Below are 18,674 nucleotides of genomic sequence, written 5' to 3' on the forward strand. Positions count from 1 at the left end.
CTCTCGTCGCGGGGCGACGCCGAAGAACCGCGCTATTCGCCAGAGCTTCTGAAAGGTCCTAAGCCGGCGCTCGTAATTTGAGTGCCAATAGCTTTTCGGTCTCCGCCATCACCTTCGCCGGCGTCACTCGTTCCCCAGGCGCCGCCAGAAGCGTCGACGCATATGGCCCGCGCGGGCCGGTGAGACCGGGCTCGGTCGCTAGGAACACCGCAACCGTCGGCAGGCCGAAGGCACTGGCGAGATGGGTGAGACCGGTGTCGGCGCCGACGACCAAGGTCGAGCGGCCGATGATCGCGGCGATGTCGGCAAGCGGCGATTTGGGCACCAGGATCGTGGATGGAACGGCTCCGGCTATTGCTTCGGCCACGCCCTTCTCACGTTCGTTCGACCAGGTGGTGACCGGCGTCATTTCCCTTTCAACCAGCAGGCGGGCGGTTTCGATCCAGTCTTCGGCCGGCCATTTCTTGTCTTCGCGGCTGGTGCCGTGCAGCAGGAAGGCGGTTCTGCCACCGATGCCCGCGATATCGCTAACTGGCGGCACGATGCCGGAATCCAGTGCCGAAAGATCGGGCTGGTAACCGAGCGCCAGCCCGAACAGCCGCCGCGTCCGTTCGATGGCGTGCAGGTCGCGCGGCACGGTGTTGGTGGCGTCGTAGAACAGCGTCGCAGACGGTTCGCGCGCGCTCGAGCGGTCGAAGCCGGCGATTGGTGCGCCGGCCTGTCGTGCCACCAGAGCCGATTTCAGCAGACCTTGCGCATCGATGACGAGGTCGTAGCGGCATTCGCGCAAGGCGCGGCGCAACGCGGCCGCCTCGCGCCAGGTGTCGCCGTCGAGCAGTGCCTTGCGCCAGCGCCGGATCGCCACCGTGTGGATCCTGTCGATCGCCGGATGCAAAGCCACGATGCCGGCGAATGCCTCTTCGACGCACCAGTCGAAGGATACGTCCGGCCGGTTGAGGCGGGCATCCTCGACCGCCGGAAAGGTGTGGATGACATCGCCCATCGACGACGTCTTGACGATGAGGACCTTCATGCGGCCGCCGGCAGTTCCAGCAGGCGCTCCGCCGCCGCCGCTACCTGCCCGACTTCGAGCGTCTTCAGGCAGTTGAGGTGGCCGAGCGGGCAGACCTTCTGGTGGCAGGGCGAACAGGACAGGCCGAGCCAGACCAGTTCCCGGCGCTCGGCCAGCGGCGGCGTATTTTGCGGCGAGGTCGAGCCGTAGACGGCGACGATCGGCGTGCCGACGGCGGCGGCGACATGCATCAGTCCGCTGTCATTGGACACCGCCAGTCTTGCCGCCGATATCAGGTCGATGGCGTCTTCCAGCCGCGTCTGGCCGGCGAGGTCGACAACGCCAGGGGCAAGGGCTACGATCTCCGCCGTCACGTCGCGGTCGTTCTTCGATCCGAACAGCGCCACCTTCAAGCCCTTCGCCATAAGGTCACGGGCAAGCCCGGCATAGCTTTCACTCGGCCAGCGCTTGGCCGGGCCGAATTCGGCACCAGGCATCAGGGCAACGAATTTCTGCGGCGCCAGCCCGAAACGGTCGAGTAGGGTGACCTGGCTTTTGATGTCCACGGTCAGACGTGGCGCCCGGAAGCTGCCGCCCTGTGCGAGGCCGAAATAGGCCTGCGCGGTGCGTCGTTTGACGGCATCGGGCAGCGGCACGATGTCGGTCAGCAGGCCATAGCGCATTTCGCGCAGATGACCGAAACGGCGCGGAATGTGGGCAAAGAATGGGATCAGTGCCGATTTCCAGCTGCCCGGCAGGACATAAGCCATGTCGTAGCGGCCGCGAAGCAGGCGGCCGAAACGGCGGCGATGGGTGAATTCGAGCGCGCCGGGTTTGAGCGGAAAGTCGATCTGCTGGCGGATTTCGGGCATGCGCTTGACCAGCGGTGCGGCCCAGGCCGGCGCAAGCACATCGATCGCGGCGTTGGGATGCAGCTCTTTCAGCGCCGAAAACAGGCACTGCGCCATCACCATGTCGCCCACCCAGCGTGGGCCGATCACGAGGATCGTTGGGCTTTCAGCCATTCGACATAGTCTCTGACACCGGTTTCCACTGTCCGGAATTGGCCATTGTAACCGATCGCGCGCAAACGGGACATATCAGCTTGCGTGAAGCTCTGGTAGCTGCCCTTGAGGTGGTCGGGAAATTCGATGAACTCGATCTCGCCCTTGCCAAGCGTGTCGATCACCGTTTCGGCGATGGCGCGGAACGGCTGGGCGCGGCCGGTGCCGCAATTGAAGATGCCGCTTTCGCCCCGCTTCCACAGCCACAGATTGACGTCGGCGACGTCGCCGACATGGATGAAGTCGCGGCTTTGTTCACCCGGTCCGAATCCGTCATAGGCGCCGAACAGTTTCGGATTCTCGCCGCGTTCGACCTGGTTGAACAGGTGGAAGGCGACTGAGGCCATGGCGCCCTTGTGCGCCTCGCGCGGGCCATAGACGTTGAAGTAGCGCAGGCCGGCAACCTGCGAATGGTCGGCATCGAAGACGGTGCGCCTGACATAGTCGTCGAACAGCTTCTTGGAATAGGCATAGACGTTGAGCGGCCGCTCCAACGCCGGATCCTCGCGAAACTCGGCGCCACCGCCATAGACGGACGCCGAGGAAGCGTAGAGGAACGGCACGCGCAGCGTCTGGCTGGCATGCAGCAGCCGTTTCGAGAAGGCGTAGTTCACCTCCATCATGAACTTGCCGTTCCATTCGGTGGTGGTCGAGCAGGCGCCTTGGTGGAAGACGGCTTCGATGCGACCGAGCGAGCCTGCCTCCATGCGGGGCAGGAAATCATCCTTGTCGAGATAGTCGGCTATCTGCAAATCGGCGAGATTGGAAATCTTGTGCCCGTCGGTCAGGTCATCGACGACCAGGATGTCGTCATGGCCTTCGGCGTTGAGCGCGGCGACGATGTTGGAGCCGATCATGCCGGCGCCGCCTGTGACGATGATCATATTGTTGGCCCTGATACGCGTTTCGCTTGCCGATTCCGGCCCTTATAAGGGAGGCAGGGTGGGCTGTCGATAAAGCAGGCAGTGGAGCGGATGTCACAGTGGCGCCGCAAAGCTTCCGCTTCTGTCGGTATGTGCCGCCTGGCATGATCGTGAGGACAAAAGAATGCCATCGACCGAACTGCTCATCGCGTTTTTCGCCACCACGGCGATCTTCGCCTACATTCCCGGCCCGGCCATGCTCTACGCAGCCGCGCAGACGATGGCGCGCGGCCGCTGGTCCGGCCTGACGGCGGCACTTGGCATTCATCTGGGCGGCTATGTGCATGTCTTCGCCGCCGCCGCCGGCCTGTCGGTGCTGTTTCACGCGGTGCCGACGCTCTACATGGCGGTCAAGCTGGTCGGCGCGCTCTACCTGATCTGGCTCGGCGTTTCGCTGTTCCGCAAGCGCGTGGAGGGCGATGCGGCGCTGCCCTCGATCGAGCGGAAGTCCGCCCGCCGTGCCTTTTTCGAGAGCATCACCGTCGAGGTGCTCAATCCCAAGACTGCGATCTTCTTCATGGCGTTCCTGCCGCAGTTCATCGACGCCTCGGCGGCATTCCCGGTCTGGCTGCAATTCGTGGTGTTGGGCACTATCGTCAATCTGATGTTCTCTTCGGCCGACGTCGTCGGCGTGTTCCTGGCGGGTGCCGTGATCGGCCGTTTGCGGCGCTCGAGCCGCGCACAGCGCCTGATGCAGAGGGCCGGCGGCGCGGTTCTGGTCGGGTTGGGTGTCCATGTCGCCTTGCAGAAGAGCTGACCGCCCGGGCCATCGCGGCCATGGCCTGCCGTTGCGCTGCGCGGAATTGCGGTATATCGGCTTCGCCATGAACGATCGGGCCCGTCAATTGATGATACCCAGCAAGATTGAAATCGGCCTTTCCACGCGTTGCCAGTGACATGATCAAGCACAATCCGCCTTCTCCCGAACCCCTGCACCGCGCCATTGCGCGATTCGGCCAGGCCACCGTGCTGGTGGTCGGCGACTTCATCCTCGACCGTTTCGTCAATGGTGTCATCGAGCGGATCTCGCCGGAAGCGCCGATCCCGGTGCTGCACGGGCGCGGTGAGACCTCGACGATGGGTGGTGCCGGCAATGTCGTCGCCAACATCGTCTCGCTCGGCGCATCTGCCATTCCAGTGTCGGTGATCGGCACCGACGCCGCCGGCGACAATCTCGTGCGCATGCTGCACGAACTCGGCGCCGACACGGCGGGCCTGGCGCAGGAGCGTGGCCGCTTGACCTCGTCGAAGAGCCGCTTCAGCGCTCTCAACCAGCAGGTGCTGCGCTTCGACGAGGAGGAGATCAAGCCGCTCGGCGTCGCGGAGCGGGCGAGCCTGATCCGGCATTTCCGCGACGCGCTGACGCGCGCCGACATCGTCATACTGTCCGACTACGGCAAGGGCACATTGCTCGACGGCGTCGCCGGCGACCTGATCGCCATCTGCCGCGAGGCGGGAAAGCCGGTGCTGGTCGACCCGAAGGGCCGCGACTATGCGCGCTATGCCGGAGCGACCGCCATCACCCCCAACCGCAAGGAGCTTGGCGAAGCTGTCGGCCATGCGGTGTTCGCCGATGAGGAGATCGTGGCGGCGGCACGCCAGTTGATTTCGGCGCATGGCTTCGACTTCGTCGTGGCAACGCGCAGCGAAAAGGGCATGAGCGTGGTCGGCCCGACCGAGGCGCGCCACATCGCCACCCAGGCGCGCGAAGTGTTCGACGTTTCGGGCGCCGGCGACACAGTGATCGCGAGCTTCGCGCTGGCGCTGGCCGCCGGTGCCGATCCTGTTGCCGCGGCCTCGATCGCCAACGCCGCCGGCGGCGTCGTGGTGGGCAAGCGCGGCACCGCGCGGCTGACGGTCGAGGAGCTCACCGGCGCGCTGTTCCGTTCGCATGGACCGACCGCCCACAAGGACGCCATCCTCGATGCGACGTCGGCCGCGCGCATGGTGGCGGCGTGGAAGGAAGAAGGACTGAGCGTCGGCTTCACCAATGGCTGTTTCGACATACTGCATGCCGGTCATGTCAGTCTGCTGCACGCGGCGCGCAGCCAGTGCGACCGGCTGGTGCTCGGCCTCAACAGCGATGCCTCGGTGCGGCGGCTGAAGGGTGCCGGGCGGCCGGTCAACGACCAGCATGACCGCGCCTGCGTGCTCGCCGCCCTTGCCTCGGTCGATGCGGTCGTGGTGTTCGAGGAGGATACGCCGCTGGCGCTGATCGGAGCGCTGCTGCCCGACATACTGGTCAAGGGCGCCGACTACACGATCGACACCGTGGTCGGTGCCGATGTGGTGCAGAAGGCGGGCGGGCGCGTCGTGCTGGTCGATCTCGTCGCCGGCAAAAGCACCACCAGCACCATTGGCAAATTGCGTGCCGGCGGCACCACAAGCTGAGGAATTCATGTCTGACTTGAACGACTACCTGGTCCGCTCGGCGGCCGCGATTTCCGCCATGGTCGAGCGCGACCTGACCAGCGAGATGGAGCGGGCGGCGAGCGCCGTCGTGACGGCACTTTCGTCGGGCAAGGCCTTGCTGATCTGCGGCAATGGCGGTTCCGCCAGCGATGCCATTCACATCGCCGGCGAGCTGGTCGGCCGCTTCCTGAAGGAGCGCAAGGCCTACAATGTCATCGCGCTGCCGGCCAATGCCGCGGTGCTGACCGCCTGGGGCAATGATTACGGCTTCGACACGGTGTTTTCGCGCCAGGTCGAGGCGCATGGCTCGGCGGGCGGCGTCCTGCTGGCAATCTCGACCAGTGGCAATTCGCCGAGCATCCTCGCCGCCGCCGCACAGGCGCGGATGATGGACATGACGGTGATCAGCCTGACCGGCGACACCGGCGGCAAGCTCAAGCCGCTGTCCGACATCCTGCTCAACGTGCCCTCGACCTCGACGCCGATCATCCAGCAGGGGCATCTGTGCCTCTATCATCATCTGTGCGAAGTGGTCGAAGCGCGTCTCAGCAATGGCTGACCGGACGCTGTCGTGAAGTCCGGACCCTATCCGCTCCAGGAGCCCGGACTGTGGGTCGAGCGGATCGGCGCCAGGATTTTTCCGGCCGGCACTCCGGCGCTGTTCCTCGATCGCGACGGCACCATCAATGTCGATACCGACTATCCCGATGATCCGGCCGAAATTGTGCTGCGCGAGGATATCGCCGCGGCGATCGGTGTCGCCAATCAGGCCAACATTCCCGTCATCATCGTCACCAACCAATCGGGCATCGCGCGCGGCTATTTCGGCTGGAGCGAGTTCGCCGCGGTCAACGGCCGCGTGCTCGACCTGCTCGCCGCCGACAACGCGTCCGTCGACATGGTCCTGGCCTGCGCCTATCACGAGGCGGGCGAGGGGCCGCTTGCGATCGCCGACCATCCGATGCGCAAGCCCAATCCAGGCATGCTGCTGGAGGCGGGCAGACGTCTCGGGCTCGATCTACGACGTTCGCTGATCGTCGGCGACAAGCAGGCGGACATGGAGGCGGGACAGCGCGCCGGCCTCTCGCAGGGCTGGCTGGTCGACGGCGAAGCGGCCGTTCAATCCGGCTTCGCGGTCAGGCCCTGGTGCTACCGCGAGGATTTCGGCGGCCTGCTCGCCGCAATAGCGGCACTGGGCGCCGTGTCAGGCGAGTCGTGACCGCTCAAGTCCGGATCGTTGTCTCGCGAAGCTTCATAAAGCTTGGCCTCGGTGGCGAACGAATACACCATCACCATCATCGAATAGACGAAGCCATGCCGGCCGCACAGGAAGTAGCGCTTGGCCACGTAGAACTTCAGGAAGTTGCCGAGCGGTGACAGGACCAGCCTTATCAGGCCAGGCTTCTGGCCTCTCTCGACCAGCGTGGCAACCTTGAGGCTGGAGTAGGTGTTGGCCCTTGCCAGGTCCTCCGCGACAGTCACTTCGCGACGATGCAACAGCACGCCACTTTCAAGCGTGTTGGTTTCGCCCGGCACCTCGAACGATTCATGGACCCGCAAGTTGATGTCCATGGTGGCCTTGTCACGGCGGAAAAGACGCAGCAGGCGGTTGTGCAGCACCCAGCGGTGTGCATAGCCATAGCCCTTCAACTTGTCGCGACGCCTTACGTACCATCCGTCGAAGACGTCATTTTGGGGCTGCGTCACGGTCATGATCGACTGCCTGAGCAGGTCGTCGACGGCCTCATCGGCTTCGATCGAAAGACACCATGGCTGCGTAGCCTGATCGAGCGCGAATTTCCGCTGACGTGGAAACCCCGGCCAGTCGTTGTGGAATAGCCTGATCGGGTAGCCCTTGGCGATGAACTCCTGAATGATGTCCAGGGTGTTATCGGTCGAACCCGAATCGACGACGACGATCTCGGCGCAGAAGTCGACGCTTTCCAGGCACGGCCCGATCATCTTGGCTTCGTTCATGCAGATGACAAGCGCCGAAACCGGGCTAGAAAATCGAGTCATAGTCCCATCCACGGCACACTGCTCTCGGAATTTAAGCTGCTTGCGCCATCTGCTTTTACGCAATTCCGGACGGCCACGGCAGAACGATCAGGCTTTCTACACCAGAGCCCATCGAATGCCAAAGCGGCTCTGATATGGCAAAGCCCGCAGCCCGCATCGGCCAGGCACGATGTGGGGCTGCCGTCGACCGGCCTCAAGGCTGTGCAAACGAGACCAGCCCTTCGTCCTTGACCCGGCGGATGGTGAGCGCGGTGCGCACCGTGTCGACGTTCGGGGTCGACGTCAGCTCCTCGATGACGAAGGTCTGGAAGGCGCCGAGGTCGCTCGCCACGCAATGCAGCAGGAAATCGGATTCTCCCGACACCATCCAGGCGTCGCGCACGATCGGCCAGCTGCGGGTGCGTTCGGCAAAGGTGCGCAGCTCGGCGTCGGCCTGGTGATGCAGGCCGATCAGGCAGAAGGCGACGACATCGAGGCCAAGCGCCGGCGCGTTGAGCAGGGCGCGGTAGCCGCGGATGATGCCGGCTTCCTCCAACCGCTTGACGCGGCGCAGACAAGGCGGCGCCGAAATGCCGACGCGGTTCGACAGTTCGACATTGGTCATGCGCCCATCGGCCTGAAGTTCGCGCAGGATCTTCCAGTCGATGGCGTCGAGATCGGCCTTGAGCGGCATGAGGGCTCTCGATAAGTCAGGGGCAATACGCAAGAATCTTGCGTGATTTTGTAATTAAACGACTTCGCTGTCCATTCCATCCCTTGCTCGAAATATTTCGGAGGGGCAAAGCAGGGACAGGGTGCGACAAAGCTTTCCGGGGACGAACGCCAACCTGCCTTGCTGGCGTCGTGGGCAACACTTACATTACGCGCGATATCGACGAGTTTTCCATGCCGCAATTGCCGGCAGCCCTCCGCAGAGGCTTCCATATGACCACCAAGCACGCGCCCGTTCTCATCATCGGTTCCGGCCCCGCCGGCTACACGGCGGCGATCTACGCCGCCCGCGCCATGCTGAAGCCGATGCTGGTCGCCGGCCTGCAGCAGGGTGGCCAGCTGATGATCACCACCGACGTCGAGAACTATCCCGGCTTTGCCGATCCGATCCAGGGTCCGTGGCTGATGGAGCAGATGCTGAAGCAGGCCGAACATGTCGGCACCGACATCATCAACGACATCATCACCGAGGTCGACCTCAATGTGAGGCCGTTCCGCGCCAAGGGCGATTCCGGCACCACCTACACCGCCGACGCGCTGATCATCGCAACCGGTGCGCAAGCCAAATGGCTGGGCATTCCGACTGAACAGACATTCATGGGCTTCGGCGTGTCGGCCTGCGCCACCTGCGACGGTTTCTTCTATCGCGGCAAGGATGTCGCGGTGATCGGCGGCGGCAATTCGGCGGTGGAAGAGGCGCTCTATCTGTCGAACCTCGCCAAGAGCGTGACAGTCATCCACAGGCGCAACGATTTCCGCGCCGAGCGCATCCTCCGCGAGCGGCTGCTGAAGAAGGACAATGTCCGCGTCATCTGGGACACGATCGTGGACGAGATCACCGGTCGTCCCGGCAAGACGCCACTGCCGCCTTCGGTCGAGGGGCTGAAGCTGCGCAATGCGGTGACCGGCCAGGAAACGCATCTCAAGGTCGACGGCGTGTTCGTGGCGATCGGCCACGCGCCGGCGGTCGAGCTGTTTGCCGGCAAGCTAAAGCAGAAGCCGAACGGCTATCTGTGGACGGCGCCCGATTCGACCCGCACCGACGTGCCCGGCGTGTTCGCGGCGGGCGACGTGACCGACGACATCTACCGCCAGGCGGTGACGGCGGCGGGGCTCGGCTGCATGGCAGCGCTCGAGGCGGAAAAGTATCTGGCCGGTATCGAAGTGCACCGCGAAGCGGCGGAGTAAAGAGTTCAGAAAGCGGCTTAGAAACGCCGTGTAAAAGCCTGATTTTTCATTCAGACGCCAAAAACAGAACGAGGGGTATCATGGCGTTGGACTGGGACAAGCTACGCGTGTTTCACGCTGCGGCAGAGGCGGGGTCGTTTACCCACGCGGCCGAGACATTGCATCTGTCGCAATCGGCGATCTCGCGGCAGGTCAGCGCGCTCGAGCATGATGTCGGCGTGCCGCTGTTCAACCGCCACGCCCGCGGTCTCGTGCTGACCGAGCAGGGCGAAATGCTGTTCCGCACGGCGCATGACGTGCTGATGAAGCTCGAGACCATCAAGTCGCGGCTGACCGAGACCAAGGATCGCCCCTCCGGCGTGCTCCGTGTGACGACCACCGTCGGGCTGGGCGCCGGCTGGCTGACCGAGCGCGTGCAGGAGTTCATCGAGCTCTACCCCGAAATCAGCCTGCAGCTGATCCTCGCCAACGAGGAGCTCGACCTCACCATGCGCCAAGCCGATTGCGCCATCCGGCTGCGCCAGCCGCAGCAGCCGGACCTGATCCAGCGCCGCCTGTTCACCGTGCACTTCCACCTCTATGCCTCACCCACCTACGTCGCCAAGCACGGCAAGCCGGCTTCGGTGGCCGAGCTGAAGAGCCATCGCATCGTCACCTTCGGCGTGCCGGTGCCGTCGCATCTGTCGGAGCTGAACTGGCTGGAAACGGTTGGCGATTTCGAAGGCGGACAAAGGGTGCCGACGCTGCAGATCAACGACATATTGTCGATCAAGCGTGCGGTGCAAGGTGGTGCCGGCATCGCCATGCTGCCCGACTATGTGATCAGCAAGGACTCCGACCTGGTGCAATTGCTGCCCGAGACCGAGGTGCCGTCCTTCGACACCTATTTCGCCTATCCCGATGCGATGAAGAACCAGGCCAAGCTGCATGTGTTCCGCGATTTCATCATTGCCAAGGCCCGTAGCTGGTCCTTCTGAGGTCATGTCGATCGGCTCGGCCTGACCTCAATCTCAACGTATCCTGAGGCCGCTCGTTTCTTCGGCTCAGCCACGCCAGCGTGTCAGCCGCGGCAGCCAGCCGGGCACGTTTTGGCGGTAGGTCTCGTATTGCGCGCCGTAGCGTCGGGCCAATGTCGGCTCCTCGTAGACCCTGACGAACGACACCATGGCGATCGCGCCGATGACGGCGTAGGCGGCAAGCGTCCAGCTCGAGAACAGCAGCGCCTGACCGAGGATGATCGACAGCACCGCGACATACATCGGGTTGCGGACATGGCGGTAAATGCCGCCGATCACCAGTCTCTCGGTCGGCGCGACCGGAGCGGGCGTGCCCAGGCCCTCGAGCGCAAAGCAGGCGAAGGCATGCAGCAGCGCAGCGATCGCGGCAACGATCAGGAGGCCGCCGACAGGGACAAAGCCCGGCAGACTCGACCATGGCAAGCCCCAACGATCGGTCAACAGCCAGGGCACGAGCCCGGCAACCACGCCGGGTGCGGCGACGAAGAATGCCGCGCTGCCGGCAATCGCCGAAACCGTACGCATTGGATGCTTCCCCTTGACTGCCTGAGAAATGAACGCGTGCTGCCTGCTTCCAAGTCATCACGCGATTTTGACATTTCAGACCAGAAACCGATCGTGATTGGCGATTCTGTAGTGTGAATCGGGGCACCTAGCGCTCGTTTTCGGTGATTTTGCTGGTCCTATTGGTCTCGGATACGGGTTAGACCACAGCCTGCGTCTTTTTGCATGCGTGTGTTGCAAAATAGATGCTTGTTTCTTGGGCATGATGAGCACATATATAGATCATCTCCTGGGCGCGTTCTCCTCCCATTAGCGCCCTCGAGTGTTCCCCTCTGGAGGTTAGCCTTAACAGGCACTTCCAATCAAACTCAGCCGGATCTTCGTTGATCCGGCTTTTTTGTTGCCGGAGCCCTGCCTGGGCAACTCAAAAATTTGTCAGAATTGCCGCGTAACAGTGTCATGTAACCTCAGGTAACATGACACGGACGCCCAACACCTGCTATGCAGACCATAGGACGCGGTGTGGTCGTGCGGGAGATGGGGGCATCACTCGGACGGCCCGGGCTCAGGCGGCTACCGCGTCCGAACCATTTCTGCCGCCGAAGCTCGGCGGCGCCAGATGCGGCGGACCTGCCGTTTTTACCTCCCAAGGAAACGGTCCGCAATAAAACGACGTCCGGTCCCGCCGGGCGTCGTTTTCATTTTGGCCCCTCGAACCGAGGTTCGAGGGGCGTTGGCACCGCGACGGAATCAAGCAGCCTTGCCGTTGGCGTTCATCGCCTCATCAGCGAGACGGCCGGTGAGTTCGGCCATGTGGTCGAAGACGGCGCGATAGCTGGCGACGCCCGCGGTCGCTGAGCGCAATTCGATGATCAGATCGCCGATCTCGGCCTGCGGCATGGTTGCCTCGACGACATCCCATCCCGGCCAGTCAGGCCGCGCGTCGTAGCCGAGGATCTGGCCGCGCCGCTGCGGGATGAGCGCGATGATCTTCGAGGTCGCGTCGGACGGCGTGACGATCTCGACCTTCATCACCGGTTCCAGAAGCACCGGCGAGCAGGCGGCCATGCCTTCCTTCATCGCCAGCCTGGCCGCCATCTGGAAGGCCATGTCGGAGGAATCGACCGCGTGGTAGGAGCCGTCCGAAAGATTGACCGCGACATCGACGACGGGAAAGCCGAGCGGGCCGGACTTCAGATAGTCGCGCACGCCAGTCTCGACCGACTGGATGTAGGTCTTCGGCACGACGCCGCCGGTAATGGTGTCGGTGAACTGGAAGCCCGTGCCGCGCGGCAGCGGCTTGATCTCGATCACCACGTCGCCGAACTGGCCATGGCCACCGGACTGTTTCTTGTGACGGCCACGCTGCTGCGCCGATTTGCGGATCGTCTCGCGATAGGGCACCGCCGGAGCATGGCCTTCGACCGGGATCTGGTTCTTGCCCTCCAGCCGCTCGCGCACGACGCGCAGATGCATTTCGCCATGGCCTGACAGCACGGTCTCGGCCGAGTCCTGATTGTGGCGCAGGCTGAGCGAGGGGTCTTCCTCCGCCAGCCGCTGGATGGCGGCCGACATCTTCACCTCGTCCTTGCGCTCCTTGGGGCGCAGGGCGAATGCGAAGACCGGCTGCGGCGGCTCGAATTCGAACAGCTGTTTGGTACCGCCCTTGGCCGAGGTCAGAGTCTGACCGGTCTTGACCTCGTCCAGCTTGCCCAGCGCCACGGTGTCGCCGGCCTTGGCGATGGTAAGCTTGACCTGGTCTTTGCCGAGCATTCGGTAGATGCCGGAAACTTTCGCCGTGTCGCCGCCGGGCAGCCAGAGTTCGGAGCCGTCGACGACCTGGCCGGATAGGATGCGCGACACCGACAGCTTGCCGCCATGCGGCGTATGGATTGTCTTCATCACCTGAGCCACCGTTGCCGCGCCATCAGGCGCGCCGAGTCGTTTGCGGGTCGCCTCGATGTCGGGTGCGTCGTGACGGATCGCCTTCAAGAGGCGCAGCACGCCGTTGCCTTTCTCGGCGGTGCCGATCAGCACCGGCGTTACCGCGCCATCGCGCAGATCGGCGGCGAGGTCGTCGAAGACGGCGTCCTTGGGCGGCTCGATCTCCTCGAGCAGCTGTTCCATCAGCTGGTCATCATGGTCGGCCAGCGTCTCCAGCATCGAGAAGCGCGCCTCCAGTTCGCGCGCCTTGTCGTCGCCGGGTATCTCAGCCACCTCGCTCTCGGCATATTCGCGATAGATGTAGGCGCGCTCCAGCGCGAGATCGATCGAGCCGATGACGACGCCGTCCTTGCGCAGCGGAATCTGGCGCAGCAGCAACGGCACCGAGCTTGCCGGCTGCAGCATCTTCAGCGTGTCGCGCACGCCGGCGATTGCCTTGTCGACCTTGTTGAGGAACAGGATACGCGGCACGCCGAGATCGTCGAGCTTGCGCATGATCAGCTGCAGGGCAGGGATCTTCTTTTCGTCGGCCTCGGCAACGACCACCGCGAGGTCGCATGCGGCCAGCACCGGTTCGGCCTCGAAGGAGAATTCGATGGAGCCGGGACAATCGACGAAGGTAATCTGCTCGCCCATGAATTCGGTGGTGGCGATCGTCGCCTCGACGCTCATGGCGTGGGCGCGCGCCTCCGGCGAATAATCTGAAACGGTGTTGCCCGATGAGACGGGATTTTGTCGGGGGATGGAGCCCGTGCGGGCCAATATGGCTTCGAGAAGTGTCGTCTTACCGCTTGCGAAGGGACCGACTATGGCAATGCATTTCGGTCCCGTGCGTCGTCCTCCGGCGCGAGTACCCATGACTGACCTCCACTCAGGCGTTTCCCGTAGGACCGACTGGCATGCATGGTTCAGGCGTGGTCGATCGGTCCTGAGCGGCGGCCGGCCTGTTCGACCGTCGCGGGCGGGGTTCTTTTGGTTTCGCCACCTGCCCAAAGCCATCGTCCCACTTGTTTGCCGGCAGAGCAAGAAAAATAGAGCCTGGCGTTACGCCGCGGGCGGCCGGAAAAAACCTGGAACCGATTGCCGCCAGCGGCCATGGCCAGGGTGAGAAAACGGGTCTTGCGGCGGCGGGCGAAACGGCCGGTTGCGCCAGGGGTGATATCGGCCGAGAATGCGTTTCGCCTCAAATGCGGTTTTGCCTCAAGGTCGGGCGGTGTTTGTTGCCGATCGCTTCACCAGTTCCAGGATCACCACCATGAAGATCATTGCCTGCGGCAGCGTGCCGACCATCGCAGCGCCGGAAAAGTACTTCACCGGCCGCGTGCTGCAGACGCCGATCATCGAGAAGGAGGCGCCGGCGCGGCTGCGGGCCACGCTGGTCAGCTTCGAGCCGGGCGCGCGCACCCACTGGCACACGCATCCGCTCGGCCAAACACTCTATGTCACCTCAGGCGCCGGCCTTGCCCAGACATGGGGCGAGCCGGTCCAAGAAATCAGGGCCGGCGATGTCATTTCCTTTGCGCCTGGCGAAAAGCACTGGCACGGCGCGGCGCCGAAATCGACGATGACGCATATTGCCATGCAAGAGGCGCTGGACGGCGTCCACGCCGACTGGCTGGAGGAGGTGACGCCAGCGCAATATGGCGGCTGAGTGCCAAGCCGGTGAGGAATTCGGGAATTCTAGTCAAGCCCGAGGCGCTTTCGGCCAGCGAGGCGAAGCAGAAGTCGCTGGCAACAAAAAACCCGGCGGTGAAGCCGGGTTTTCACTTTCAAGACTGGCTGATCAGGTCAGCGATGCCGCAAAGCGCTGGATGCGGGTGCAGGCTTCCTCAAGCAGCGTCTCCGAAGTGGCGTAGGAGATGCGGAAGTTCGGACCAAGGCCGAAAGCCGAGCCGAACACCACCGCGACTCCTTCGGCCTCGAGCAGTTCCGAGCAGAAGGTTTCGTCGGTGTCGATCACCTTGCCGGCCTTGGTCTTCTTGCCGATCAGCTGGGCGCAGGACGGATAGACATAGAAGGCGCCTTCCGGCGATGGGCAGGTTATACCGCGCGCCTGGTTGAGCATCGACACGACGAGGTCACGCCGGCCCTGGAAGATCGCCTTGTTCCTGGCGATAAAGTCCTGCGGGCCATTGAGCGCCTCGACCGACGCCCATTGGGCGATGGTGCAGGCGCCCGATGTCTGCTGGCCCTGGATCATGTCCATCGCCTTGATCAGCTGGACGGGGCCTGCAGCATAGCCAATGCGCCAGCCGGTCATGGCATAGGCTTTCGACACGCCGTTCATGGTCAGCGTGCGCTCGTAGAGCTTCGGTTCGACCTCGGCGATGGTCTTGAAGACGAAGTCGCCATAGGTCAGGTGCTCATACATGTCGTCGGTCAGCGTCCAGACATGAGGGTGCTTCAACAGCACGTCGGCCAGCGCGCGCAGTTCGGCCTCGGTGTAGGCAGCACCCGACGGGTTCGACGGCGAGTTCATCAGCAGCCATTTTGTGCGCGGCGTGATCGCCTTTTCCAGCACAGCGGCGGTCAGCTTAAAGCCGTTGTCGATGGACGTATCGGCAAACACCGACGTGCCGCCGCAAATCGCCACCATCTCGGGATAACTGACCCAGTAGGGACGCGGGATGATGACCTCGTCGCCGGGGTTCAGTGTCGCCATGAAGGCGTTGAACAGGATCTGCTTTCCGCCGGTGCCGACAATGGTCTGCTCGGGCTTGTAGTCGAGGTTGTTCTCGCGCTTGAACTTTTTCGCGATTGCCTCGCGCAGCGGCACGATGCCCGAAACCGGTGGATACTTGGTTTCGCCACGGCGGATCGCCTCGATCGCCGCATTCTTGATGTTGTCGGGCGTGTCGAAATCAGGCTCGCCGGCGCCGAGGCCGATGATGTCACGGCCGGCATTTTTCAACTCGCGCGCTTTCTGCGTCACCGCGATGGTGGCGGAAGGCTTTACGCGGGAAAGGGTGTCGGCAAGAAAGGCCATGACCTTGAACTCTCCATAGAGGATCGGCACGGCCAGGAACGGCCGCGGCGCTTCTCATGTCGCATGATGTCGCGCAGTGCAAGCATTGTCGGCTGATCCAGATCTCAAGGACCCGTGATCGGCAACAATAAATTCATTAACGAGCGGTAGACGCTTGCGTGGCAGGATCGCACACCAATCCGCCAGTTTCGCGGAGCGAGGAACCGTGTCGCGCAGCATCGGGCTTGCCCACATCATCCGCCAGGACGACGGCACCTCCACCGGTGTCTGGGGCATCTACACGCTGCAAAGCGCCTTCCAGCCGATCTTTGCCTTCAACGAAGGCAAGCTGTCGGTGGCCGCGTTCGAAGGGCTGATCCGGCCGTTCCGCGATGGCGAGCCGCAATCGCCGATGAGCTTTTTCAGCACCTGCCCGGCCGCCGATCGCCTGCATATCGAGGCGCTGACAAGGACGCTGCACCTTCTGAACGCCGGCGCCTGCCTGCCGCAGGAGGCGGCGATCTTCGTCAATTTCGACCCGTCGGTGTTCACCGAGCGGATCGTTGCCGACAATGCCTTGCGCGAAATGCGGCTGGTGCTGCATGAGGCTGGTATCGATCCAGGCCGGGTGGTCTGCGAAGTGACCGAGCAGCGGTCGGCGTCGCAGGAAACCCTGCACAGCTTCGTCGCCGCGCTGAGGGGCAACGGCTTTCGCATCGCCGTCGACGATTACGGCGCCGACGATTCCGACATCAACCGCATCAGGGAGCTGAAGCCCGACATCGTCAAGTTCGACGCCTACTGGATCACGCAGCTGATGGAGTCCGGGGCCGGTTTCGCGCTGCTGACCACCATGGTCAAAAGCTTCGAGGAGCAAGGCATCCGCACGGTGTTCGAGGGCATCGAGGAGGGCTGGCAACTGGAACTCGCCGAGAAATCGGGAGCGTCGATGGTGCAGGGTTTCGTGCTGGCGCGGCCCGAGCTGGCGCCGACCAGCTTTCGCGTCTTCGGCAAAACCACGCAGCACCCCACCGCCGCGGTCGTTGGAGCCGCGCCTGTCCAACCGGCTCCACCGCAAGCAACGCGGCGGGGGGCGAAAGCCTTCGGGCGCAGGGTGACGCCATGAGGCCCGAGCGGCGGCGCAATGTCGGCGATGCGATCTTTGCCGACGAGGTCGGCATCGAGTATGGCATCCATGGCGAGTTCCGGCTGCGCAGCGCCTATCAGCCGATTTTTGCACCGCAAGGCCGCTTCCTTCACGCCGTCGCGGTCGAAGCGCTGATCGAGCCGCACCGTGCCGGCCGCCCCAGTGCGCCGAAGGTGTTTTTCGAAAGCATTGCCGCCTCCGACCGGCTGTTTGTCGAGACAATGTGCCGGGCGCTGCACCTCAGGAATTTTCACAACATCGGCGTCGACGGGCTCGATCTGTTCTTCAATTACAATCCGCTGATCAACGACCATCCCGGGCGGGCGCTGGCCGAGATCCGGCTGATGACCCGGCATCTCGGCGAGTTCGGCCTCGCGCCAGCCATGCTGGTCTGCGAAATCACCGAACAGGCGGCCGACGACGCGCTTCTCACCAGGCTGGTGCGCGAAATGCGCCGCGACGGCATGCGCGTTGCCATCGACGATTTCGGCACCGGCCACTCGACCGCGGAGCGGGTCAGCCTGCTCCATCCCGACATCGTCAAGATCGACGGCACCTGGTTCGCCGAGTTCTGCCGCCATGCCGCCGCCGAGCGGTTCTTCCGCCCGCTGGTTTCGACCTTGCACGACCGCGGTGCCAAGGTGCTGGTCGAAGGCATCGAGCAGCCCACCCATCTGCGCGTTGCGCTCGAAGGCGGCGTCGACCTGCTGCAGGGTTTTCTTCTCGCCCGGCCGGCACTTGCTGGCACCATCTTCGACGAAAAGCCGCTCGCCATCGACACGCTGCTGGGCAGGGATAGCAAGGTGGTGCCGCTGTTCGGCTAGGGCGCGTCGATATTCAGATGAGGCCTGCGAATGGCGGATTCCTGCGCTTCCGGTGCTCACGTACTTTAAGTACGCTCCGCTCCGGTTCTCGGAATCCACAATTCTCGGCTCCGGCCTGACCTGAATCTCAACACGCCCTTGAGCGGCCTGCAAAGTTCATCACATCAGCGGCGCTGATGGTCGTGCCAAAACAAATCATTGGTTGCGGCTGGAGTCGCTGCGATAATCGCGCCGGCAGAGGCAGCGCTTCGAGGACTGACAATGATCCTTTACGGCATGATCGACAGCGGCAATTGCTACAAGCCGCGCCTGCTGATGGCCAAGCTTGGGCTCACCTTCACCAATGTCGAGGTGAGTTCGCACACCGGCGACACCCGCAAGCCCGACTATGTCGCCAAGAACCCGAACGCCATGGTGCCGCTGCTCGAACTCGACGATGGCCGGCGGCTGGCCGAATCCAACGCCATCCTGCTCTATCTCGCCGAAGGCACGCGCTTCCTGCCGGCGGACAAATATGAGCGGGGGCTGGCCTATCAATGGCTGTTCTTCGAGCAATATAGCCACGAGCCCTACATCGCCGTGCGCAAGGCGCTGCTGACCTTTCCCGAACGCGCCAGGGATGCGACGCCGGAGCGGCTGGCGGTGACGCTGGAGCGCGGCAACAAGGCGCTCGGCGTGATGAACAAGCATCTGGAAAACAGTGCCTTCTTTGCCGGCGACGCGCTCAGCGTCGCTGACATCGCGCTCTATGCCTATACGCACACGGCGGAGCAGGGCGGCTTCCAACTCGACGCCTATCCAGCGGTCGCGGGCTGGCTGAAGAGGGTTGAGGCGGATCCGGGGCACGTGCCGATGGAATGGCTGGGCTAACTCGGCGATTGGCCAAAAAACTTCGGCGAAAGCATCCTTCTCCCGTCCCTATGGGGAGAAGATGGCGGCAGCCAG

18 protein-coding genes are annotated in these 18,674 nt (G+C 63.6%); 10 read left to right on the forward strand and 8 right to left on the reverse strand.

The genetic code is table 11. The features are described 5' to 3' along the window. Positions 1-58: 58 nt before the first annotated feature. Genes waaC through rfaD form a run of 3 tightly spaced genes read right to left on the reverse strand, consistent with a single transcriptional unit; the run spans position 59 to position 2,960 of the window. Positions 59-1,033, reverse strand: coding sequence for a lipopolysaccharide heptosyltransferase I (gene waaC, locus AC1RZR_RS13305; RefSeq protein WP_477270366.1), 975 nt, complete (start codon positions 1,031-1,033; stop codon positions 59-61). Beyond that, positions 1,030-2,037 carry a lipopolysaccharide heptosyltransferase II gene (waaF, locus tag AC1RZR_RS13310; protein ID WP_477270368.1) on the reverse strand — a complete coding sequence of 336 codons (1,008 nt, stop codon included), beginning with the start codon at positions 2,035-2,037 and terminating at the stop codon, positions 1,030-1,032. The genes waaC and waaF overlap by 4 nt, the downstream gene beginning before the upstream one ends. Beyond that, entirely contained in the window at positions 2,010-2,960 is a 951-nt protein-coding gene (rfaD, locus tag AC1RZR_RS13315; RefSeq protein ID WP_477270370.1) for an ADP-glyceromanno-heptose 6-epimerase, read from the reverse strand. The genes waaF and rfaD overlap by 28 nt, the downstream gene beginning before the upstream one ends. 163 nt (positions 2,961-3,123) lie before the next feature. Between rfaD and AC1RZR_RS13320 the strand changes: the two genes are divergently transcribed. From AC1RZR_RS13320 to AC1RZR_RS13335, 4 genes are all read left to right on the forward strand, one after another. Beyond that, on the forward strand, positions 3,124-3,756 hold the full coding sequence (locus tag AC1RZR_RS13320; protein ID WP_477270372.1) for a LysE family translocator: 633 nt from the start codon (positions 3,124-3,126) through the stop codon (positions 3,754-3,756). A 140-nt stretch (positions 3,757-3,896) separates the two neighbouring features. Continuing rightward, positions 3,897-5,390: a D-glycero-beta-D-manno-heptose-7-phosphate kinase gene (rfaE1, locus tag AC1RZR_RS13325; RefSeq protein ID WP_477270374.1), complete on the forward strand. Its 1,494-nt coding sequence runs from the start codon at positions 3,897-3,899 to the stop codon at positions 5,388-5,390. 7 nt (positions 5,391-5,397) lie between these two features. After that, entirely contained in the window at positions 5,398-5,970 is a 573-nt protein-coding gene (locus AC1RZR_RS13330; protein ID WP_477270376.1) for a D-sedoheptulose-7-phosphate isomerase, read from the forward strand. Positions 5,971-5,982: 12 nt separating this feature from the next. Further along, the gene (locus AC1RZR_RS13335) at positions 5,983-6,630 is read left to right on the forward strand and encodes a D-glycero-alpha-D-manno-heptose-1,7-bisphosphate 7-phosphatase (protein WP_477270378.1); all 648 of its coding nucleotides are present in this window, start codon (positions 5,983-5,985) and stop codon (positions 6,628-6,630) included. Here AC1RZR_RS13335 and AC1RZR_RS13340 read toward each other — a convergent pair. Both AC1RZR_RS13340 and AC1RZR_RS13345 read right to left on the reverse strand, forming a co-directional pair. Next, positions 6,561-7,430, reverse strand: a complete 870-nt coding sequence (locus AC1RZR_RS13340; protein WP_477270380.1) for a glycosyltransferase family 2 protein — start codon at positions 7,428-7,430, stop codon at positions 6,561-6,563. The genes AC1RZR_RS13335 and AC1RZR_RS13340 overlap by 70 nt on opposite strands. A 193-nt stretch (positions 7,431-7,623) precedes the next feature. Then, positions 7,624-8,103 (reverse strand): Lrp/AsnC family transcriptional regulator, encoded by a 480-nt coding sequence (locus AC1RZR_RS13345; RefSeq protein ID WP_477270382.1) that lies wholly within the window; start codon positions 8,101-8,103, stop codon positions 7,624-7,626. A gap of 251 nt (positions 8,104-8,354) precedes the next feature. Here AC1RZR_RS13345 and trxB point away from each other — a divergent pair, with 251 nt between their 5' ends. Together trxB and AC1RZR_RS13355 are read left to right on the forward strand one after the other, a co-directional pair. Continuing rightward, complete coding sequence (gene trxB, locus AC1RZR_RS13350; RefSeq protein WP_477270384.1) at positions 8,355-9,329, forward strand: thioredoxin-disulfide reductase; 975 nt, start codon at positions 8,355-8,357, stop codon at positions 9,327-9,329. An 80-nt stretch (positions 9,330-9,409) separates the two neighbouring features. After that, positions 9,410-10,306 carry a LysR family transcriptional regulator gene (locus AC1RZR_RS13355; RefSeq protein WP_379100701.1) on the forward strand — a complete coding sequence of 299 codons (897 nt, stop codon included), beginning with the start codon at positions 9,410-9,412 and terminating at the stop codon, positions 10,304-10,306. Between the two features lie 66 nt (positions 10,307-10,372). On the opposite strand, the gene AC1RZR_RS13360 is transcribed toward AC1RZR_RS13355, so the two are convergent. Then, positions 10,373-10,870 carry a methyltransferase family protein gene (locus AC1RZR_RS13360; protein WP_477270386.1) on the reverse strand — a complete coding sequence of 166 codons (498 nt, stop codon included), beginning with the start codon at positions 10,868-10,870 and terminating at the stop codon, positions 10,373-10,375. Between the two features lie 729 nt (positions 10,871-11,599). After that, positions 11,600-13,651 carry an elongation factor G gene (locus tag AC1RZR_RS13365; RefSeq protein WP_477270388.1) on the reverse strand — a complete coding sequence of 684 codons (2,052 nt, stop codon included), beginning with the start codon at positions 13,649-13,651 and terminating at the stop codon, positions 11,600-11,602. 397 nt (positions 13,652-14,048) lie between these two features. Here AC1RZR_RS13365 and AC1RZR_RS13370 point away from each other — a divergent pair, with 397 nt between their 5' ends. Beyond that, on the forward strand, positions 14,049-14,444 hold the full coding sequence (locus AC1RZR_RS13370; protein ID WP_477270390.1) for a (R)-mandelonitrile lyase: 396 nt from the start codon (positions 14,049-14,051) through the stop codon (positions 14,442-14,444). A gap of 132 nt (positions 14,445-14,576) precedes the next feature. Here AC1RZR_RS13370 and AC1RZR_RS13375 read toward each other — a convergent pair whose 3' ends face one another. Beyond that, positions 14,577-15,779, reverse strand: a complete 1,203-nt coding sequence (locus AC1RZR_RS13375; RefSeq protein WP_477270392.1) for a pyridoxal phosphate-dependent aminotransferase — start codon at positions 15,777-15,779, stop codon at positions 14,577-14,579. Between the two features lie 205 nt (positions 15,780-15,984). On the opposite strand from AC1RZR_RS13375, the gene AC1RZR_RS13380 reads away from it, so the two are divergent. From AC1RZR_RS13380 to AC1RZR_RS13390, 3 genes are all read left to right on the forward strand, one after another. Beyond that, complete coding sequence (locus AC1RZR_RS13380; RefSeq protein WP_477270394.1) at positions 15,985-16,884, forward strand: EAL domain-containing protein; 900 nt, start codon at positions 15,985-15,987, stop codon at positions 16,882-16,884. Continuing rightward, on the forward strand, positions 16,881-17,729 hold the full coding sequence (locus tag AC1RZR_RS13385) for an EAL domain-containing protein (RefSeq protein ID WP_477270396.1): 849 nt from the start codon (positions 16,881-16,883) through the stop codon (positions 17,727-17,729). Before AC1RZR_RS13380 ends, AC1RZR_RS13385 begins: the two co-directional genes overlap by 4 nt. 261 nt (positions 17,730-17,990) lie before the next feature. Beyond that, positions 17,991-18,599: a glutathione S-transferase family protein gene (locus AC1RZR_RS13390; RefSeq protein ID WP_477270398.1), complete on the forward strand. Its 609-nt coding sequence runs from the start codon at positions 17,991-17,993 to the stop codon at positions 18,597-18,599. Positions 18,600-18,674 lie beyond the last annotated feature (75 nt).

It is taken from the genome of Mesorhizobium bavaricum, assembly GCF_056781655.1.

What these genes read in the sequence shown, in the direction of transcription:
- AC1RZR_RS13330 (WP_477270376.1), top strand. Translation starts at nt 5,398, where the DNA reads ATGTCTGACTTGAACGACTACCTGGTCCGCTCGGCGGCCGCGATTTCC.
- AC1RZR_RS13320 (WP_477270372.1), top strand. Translation starts at nt 3,124, where the DNA reads ATGCCATCGACCGAACTGCTCATCGCGTTTTTCGCCACCACGGCGATC.
- AC1RZR_RS13365 (WP_477270388.1), bottom strand. Translation starts at nt 13,651, where the DNA reads ATGGGTACTCGCGCCGGAGGACGACGCACGGGACCGAAATGCATTGCC.
- AC1RZR_RS13355 (WP_379100701.1), top strand. Translation starts at nt 9,410, where the DNA reads ATGGCGTTGGACTGGGACAAGCTACGCGTGTTTCACGCTGCGGCAGAG.
- AC1RZR_RS13390 (WP_477270398.1), top strand. Translation starts at nt 17,991, where the DNA reads ATGATCCTTTACGGCATGATCGACAGCGGCAATTGCTACAAGCCGCGC.
- AC1RZR_RS13340 (WP_477270380.1), bottom strand. Translation starts at nt 7,430, where the DNA reads ATGACTCGATTTTCTAGCCCGGTTTCGGCGCTTGTCATCTGCATGAAC.
- waaF (WP_477270368.1), bottom strand. Translation starts at nt 2,037, where the DNA reads ATGGCTGAAAGCCCAACGATCCTCGTGATCGGCCCACGCTGGGTGGGC.
- AC1RZR_RS13360 (WP_477270386.1), bottom strand. Translation starts at nt 10,870, where the DNA reads ATGCGTACGGTTTCGGCGATTGCCGGCAGCGCGGCATTCTTCGTCGCC.
- AC1RZR_RS13370 (WP_477270390.1), top strand. Translation starts at nt 14,049, where the DNA reads ATGAAGATCATTGCCTGCGGCAGCGTGCCGACCATCGCAGCGCCGGAA.
- rfaE1 (WP_477270374.1), top strand. Translation starts at nt 3,897, where the DNA reads ATGATCAAGCACAATCCGCCTTCTCCCGAACCCCTGCACCGCGCCATT.
- AC1RZR_RS13345 (WP_477270382.1), bottom strand. Translation starts at nt 8,103, where the DNA reads ATGCCGCTCAAGGCCGATCTCGACGCCATCGACTGGAAGATCCTGCGC.
- rfaD (WP_477270370.1), bottom strand. Translation starts at nt 2,960, where the DNA reads ATGATCATCGTCACAGGCGGCGCCGGCATGATCGGCTCCAACATCGTC.
- AC1RZR_RS13385 (WP_477270396.1), top strand. Translation starts at nt 16,881, where the DNA reads ATGAGGCCCGAGCGGCGGCGCAATGTCGGCGATGCGATCTTTGCCGAC.
- AC1RZR_RS13375 (WP_477270392.1), bottom strand. Translation starts at nt 15,779, where the DNA reads ATGGCCTTTCTTGCCGACACCCTTTCCCGCGTAAAGCCTTCCGCCACC.
- waaC (WP_477270366.1), bottom strand. Translation starts at nt 1,033, where the DNA reads ATGAAGGTCCTCATCGTCAAGACGTCGTCGATGGGCGATGTCATCCAC.
- trxB (WP_477270384.1), top strand. Translation starts at nt 8,355, where the DNA reads ATGACCACCAAGCACGCGCCCGTTCTCATCATCGGTTCCGGCCCCGCC.